The following is a 5,428-nucleotide window of genomic DNA, read 5'->3' as shown; positions in this document are numbered from 1 at the left end:
TCACGGCAAACCGGCAAATATGGTTTGATGTTACCCGAAAGTCTTGAAAATAAAAACAAAGGTCGTCTGAAAATTTTCAGACGACCTTTGCTATTCCTCTTCACACCGTTTGCGAATATTGGGCTTTGGTTTCCCTATGGCGCAGGTGGTAGTCGAATACCATGGCGATATTGCGTATCAGGAAGCGGCCTTTGGGGGTAACGGTCAGTCCGTGCGGTTTCAGGCGGACGAGTCCGAGGGAGGCGAGTTGTTCCAAGTCGGCAAGTTCGTCTTTGAAATAGCGGTCGAACGGGATACCGAACACGCTTTCGTAGATTCGGTAATCCAAGGCGAAGCGGCACATCAAATCTTGGATGATATTGCGGCGCAAAAGGTCGTCCTGATTGAGCTGGTAGCCGCGCATGATGGGCAGGTGTCCGGCATCGAGGGCAGCATAGTAGGCATCGATGTCGCGTTCGTTTTGGGAGTAGGTGCTGCCGATCTTGCCGATGGAGGATACGCCGATGGCAACTAAATCGCAGTCCGCGTAGGTCGAGTAGCCTTGGAAGTTGCGCTGGAGGAAGCCTTCTTTGAGGGCGATGGAAAGTTCGTCATCGGGTTTGGCGAAATGGTCCATACCGATGAAGACGTAGCCGCGTTCGGTCAAGGTTTGAACGCAGTATTGCAGCATATCGAGTTTTTCTTCGCTGCCGGGAACGGCTTCGGTATCGATACGGCGTTGCGGCTTGAAGATATGCGGCAGGTGGGCATAGTGATAAAGGGCAAGGCGGTCGGGATCGAGCGACAAGACAGTGTCGATGGTGGTTTTGATGCTTTCGGCGGTTTGGTGCGGCAGGCCGTAAATCAAATCGACGCTGACGGATTTGAATCCGGCTTCGCGGGCGGCATCGATGACTTCTTTGGTTTCGTCGTAGCTTTGGATGCGGTTGACTGCTGCCTGCACTTTGGGGTCAAAGTCCTGAATACCGACGCTCATGCGGTTGAAGCCGAGCTTGCCGAGCATGAGGACGGTTTCGCGGCTGACTTTGCGCGGGTCGATTTCGATGGAGTATTCGCCGCCGGGGATAAGTTGGAAATGTTTGCGTATCATGCGGAATACGCGTTCGATTTGGTCGTCGCTCAAGAAAGTCGGCGTACCGCCGCCGAAGTGCAGTTGCGCGAGCTGATGCCGTCCGCCCAGATGCGGGGCGAGCAGCTCCATTTCTTTTTCAAGGTATTCGATGTAGGCATCGGCGCGGCTTTTGTCTTTGGTGATGATTTTATTGCAGCCGCAGTAGTAACAAATGGTGTTGCAGAAGGGGATGTGGATATAAAGCGAAAGGGGCTTGTTCAAAGCCCCCATACCGCGCTGATTCAAGGCATTGATATATTCGGCTTCGCGAAATCCGTCATGGAATCGGTCGGCTGTCGGGTATGAAGTGTAGCGCGGACCGCTGGAAGGAAGGCTGGCAATGAGTTCGCGGTCAAACTCAGGTTTGTCATTGTTTCTATTGTGATTATTTTGTATCGGTATTACTTTCATGGCGTGTGCGTGATTAGAGTAATGATGTTAGGCAATTTTCGGATAGTTTGGTAGAATGCCACAGTATGATAAACCTGTCTTGATATGTGTCAATAACTTACGTAATCATGACAGGATAAAAACCTTAATTTTAAGGGTGTTTTATGACCACACACAATGCTATGCATCAGATGAAAACCCTGTGTTCTTCCTGTTCGCTGCGTGAACTCTGCCTGCCTGTCGGGCTTTTGCCCAATGAGTTTGCACAATTGGACGCGGTCATCCGACAGAGCCGCCGCTTGAAGAAGGGTGAATATCTGTTCCGCACCGGTGAGCCTTTCGCGTCGCTGTTTGCCATCCGTGCCGGTTTTTTCAAAACCACGGTTGCCAGCCAGGACGGTCGCGATCAGGTTACCGGCTTTTTTATGTCCGGCGAACTCATCGGTATGGACGGCATTTGTTCCCATGTCCACAGCTGCGACGCGGTGGCTTTGGAAGACAGCGAAGTGTGTGAGCTGCCCTTCACCCACATCGAAGAGCTGGGACACAACATCCCCAGCCTGAGAAGCCATTTTTTCAGATTGATGAGCCGCGAAATCGTGCGCGACCAAGGCGTGATGCTGCTTTTGGGCAATATGCGCGCCGAAGAACGTCTGGCGGCGTTTTTGCTTAATCTGTCCCAACGCCTTTACTCGCGCGGATTTGCCGCCAACGATTTCATCCTGCGGATGTCGCGCGAAGAAATCGGCAGCTATCTGGGGCTGAAACTCGAAACCGTCAGCCGCACGCTGTCCAAGTTCCACCACGAAGGCTTAATTTCGGTCGAACACAAACACATCAAAATCCTCGACTCGCAAGCCCTCAAAAAAATGGTGTCCGGCTGTTCGCACGCCATCTGATGAATACCGAGACTATTTTCAAACAGAATCCAAGGTCGTCTGAAAAATTTTCAGACGACCTTCTTCATAAAATCCAATTATGAAACACAAGAAAAAACTCATTGCCTTGACCGCTGTCTGCGCCCTGCTCGCCTACTGGCTCTATCCCGACCAACATCCCGTTTACCCCGCAAGCGACCATTATGACCCGAAAACGCAAACCTTCTTCAACCCCGAACCGCAGCAGAAACCGACCGGCCTGACCGGCGCATTTTGGAAGATCCTGACCGACCCGCAGGCAACGCGCCCGCCCAAACCTCTGCCTACCGTCAAGCCCGATTGGCAAACCTTCCTCGCCGCACCCGAAGGGAAAAGCCGTTTCGTCTGGTTCGGACATTCCACCCTATTGATGCGGATCGGCGGACAAACCGTCATTACCGATCCCGTTTTCGGCAATTCCGTCTCCCCCATCCCCATCACCATGAAACGCTTCCAGCCTGCCCCCTCAGAAATCGACGAACTGCCGCCCGTCGATGTCATCCTGATTCCACACAGCCACTACGACCACCTCGAAAAAGACAGCGTGCAGGCACTCAATTCAAAAGGCAACAGCCATTTCATCGTCTCACTCGGCATGGGCGTACTGCTGAAAAAATGGGGCGTGCCGCAAGAGCGCATTACCGAACTCGATTGGTGGCAAAGTACCGAACGCAACGGCATCCGCTACACCGCACTACCTGCCCGTCACGATTCATCCCGAACCCTGACCGACCACAACCAAGCCCTGTGGTCCAGCTTTGCCATCGAACACGGCAGCGAAAAATTCTATTTTCACGGCGACTCGGCACAAGGCAGCCATTTCGACAAAATCGCCGAAAAATTCAACGGGTTCGATATCGCGTTCATCGAAAACGGGCAATACAGCGAACATTGGCCCAACAATCACCTCTTCCCCGAGCAAACCGCCCGCTATGCCGCACAGCTTGCTCCCAAACGCTTCATGCCCATCCACTGGGGCGCCTACGCCATGGCACTGCACGCTTGGAACGAACCCCTGCTGCAAAGCATCCCGCTGGCACGCAGTTTGGGCGTGAATCCGTTGACCCCGCTGATGGGGCAAGTCTTCGATGCCGATACCGCCACGCAAGACTGGTTTGCCGAACCTTTACAATAAAGCTGTCTAAAGGTCGTCTGAAAACAAATACAGCACATTCCATCAGGGCATAAATATAGTGGATTAACTTTAAACCAGTACGGCGTTGCCTCGCCTTAGCTCAAAGAGAACGATTCTCTAAGGTGCTGAAGCACCAAGTGAATCGGTTCCGTACTATCTGTACTGTCTGCGGCTTCGTCGCCTTGTCCTGATTTAAAGTTAATCCACTATACCGACGAAGCGGAAGCTGTTTTCAGACGACCTTTTTTGAATTTACCTGTTGCAGCATTTCCAACACTCTTCCCCTTCTCCCATTTATCCGTTTTGCAATATTCTGATAATAAAAAACTAATTTCCCCTCAGCCGAAAACCTTATTTTGCAACGCGCGGTTCGCGTATAAATCACTTGACCGATTACATCGTATTACGTAAAGTATGCGGCATTCTTTTGAATTGGTATTACCAATTTATTTGGTAATTACTCTCAGATTAAGGTTCGGTATCTCTCCCGCATCCGACATCATGATAAAAATTGATAAACAACGCCGATTTAAGGATTCACCATGGCACTATTCCTCAGCATTTTTCCCATCATCCTGCTGATTTGGCTGATGGTTAAGAAAAACAGTATGCCTTCCTACATCGCGCTGCCGATTACCGCCGCGCTGATTTACGCCATCAAGCTGTTTTATTTCAAAGACGACGCTATGCTGCTCAACGCAACCGCAGCGTCCGGCCTGGTTTCCACACTGACGCCAATTACCGTGATTTTCGGTGCGATCATGTTCAACCGTATGATGGAAACCACCGGCTGTATCGATATTATCCGCAAATGGCTGGCGACCATCAGCCCGAATCCAGTGGCACAGCTGATGATTATCGGCTGGTCGTTCGCCTTTATGATTGAGGGTGCATCCGGCTTCGGTACGCCTGCTGCGATTGCCGCCCCGATTCTGATGAGTCTGGGTTTCAACCCGTTGAAAGTGGCGATTTTTACGCTGGTTATGAACTCCGTGCCGGTATCTTTCGGCGCGGTCGGTACGCCGACTTGGTTCGGTTTCGCACCATTAAACCTGAGTGCCGAAAACATCCTTGCCATCGGCAGACAAACCGGCGTGATGCACTTCTTCGCAGGTTTCGTCATCCCAGTCATCGGCTTGAGCTTCATCGTGCCTTGGTCTGAAATCCGTAAAAACTTGGGCTTCATCGGTATCGCCGTTTTCTCTTGTACCATTCCTTATGTTGCATTGGCGATGGTCAATGAAGAATTCCCATCACTCGTTGCCGGCGCAATCGGCCTGATGGTATCCGTATTCGCCGCCAACCACGGCTGGGGTTTGAGCAAAGACCATCCGAAAGACCCGAATGCCGAAAAAGTACCTTTCGCCCAAGTCGCCAAAGCACTTGCCCCCCTGGGTATGCTTATCGGTATGCTGGTGGTTACCCGTATCAAACAGCTCGGCATCAAAGGCCTGCTGACCAGCAAAGAAGAATGGTTCAGCTTCCAACTGCCGTTTGATTTGAGCAAAATCACCGTCAGCGACTCTTTGACCATTACCTTCGGCAATATTTTCGGACAAGGTGTCAATGCATCTTACCAAACCCTCTACGTTCCCGCATGGATTCCGTTTGTCTTTACCGTTTGGATTTGTATCCTGCTTTATAAAACCAAATTCAAAGATGCATGGGCTTTCTACGCTGCAACGTTCAACCAAACCAAAAAACCGCTGCTTGCCTTGATGGGCGCGCTGATTATGGTTCAACTGATGATGGTTGGCGGCGACGACTCCATGGTGAAAATCATCGGTAAAGAGTTTGCCGCAATGGCAGGCGAACACTGGGTTTACTTCTCCCCTTACCTTGGCGCTATCGGTGCATTCTTCTCCGGTTCGAACA

At 51.3% G+C, this 5,428-nt stretch carries 4 protein-coding genes; 3 read left to right on the top strand and 1 reads right to left on the bottom strand.

The window, feature by feature from the left end; all coding sequences use genetic code 11:
* Positions 1 to 100 precede the first annotated feature (100 nt).
* Complete coding sequence (hemN, locus tag HMPREF1051_RS00040) at positions 101 to 1,522, bottom strand: oxygen-independent coproporphyrinogen III oxidase (RefSeq protein WP_003762539.1); 1,422 nt, start codon at positions 1,520 to 1,522, stop codon at positions 101 to 103.
* Positions 1,523 to 1,665: 143 nt separating this feature from the next.
* Between hemN and fnr the strand changes: the two genes are divergently transcribed.
* From fnr to HMPREF1051_RS00025, 3 genes are all read left to right on the top strand, one after another.
* Positions 1,666 to 2,400, top strand: a complete 735-nt coding sequence (gene fnr / locus HMPREF1051_RS00035) for a fumarate/nitrate reduction transcriptional regulator Fnr (RefSeq protein WP_009311137.1) — start codon at positions 1,666 to 1,668, stop codon at positions 2,398 to 2,400.
* 79 nt (positions 2,401 to 2,479) lie between these two features.
* The gene (locus HMPREF1051_RS00030) at positions 2,480 to 3,553 is read left to right on the top strand and encodes an MBL fold metallo-hydrolase (protein WP_003762542.1); all 1,074 of its coding nucleotides are present in this window, start codon (positions 2,480 to 2,482) and stop codon (positions 3,551 to 3,553) included.
* 542 nt (positions 3,554 to 4,095) lie between these two features.
* On the top strand, positions 4,096 to 5,428 hold a 1,333-nt coding region (locus HMPREF1051_RS00025; protein WP_003762545.1), incomplete at its 3' end, for an L-lactate permease.

The organism is Neisseria sicca VK64 (assembly GCF_000260655.1).
In the GTDB taxonomy this organism is placed as follows: Bacteria; Pseudomonadota; Gammaproteobacteria; order Burkholderiales; family Neisseriaceae; genus Neisseria; species Neisseria sicca_B.
This window is presented reverse-complemented; position numbering and strand designations above follow the sequence as displayed.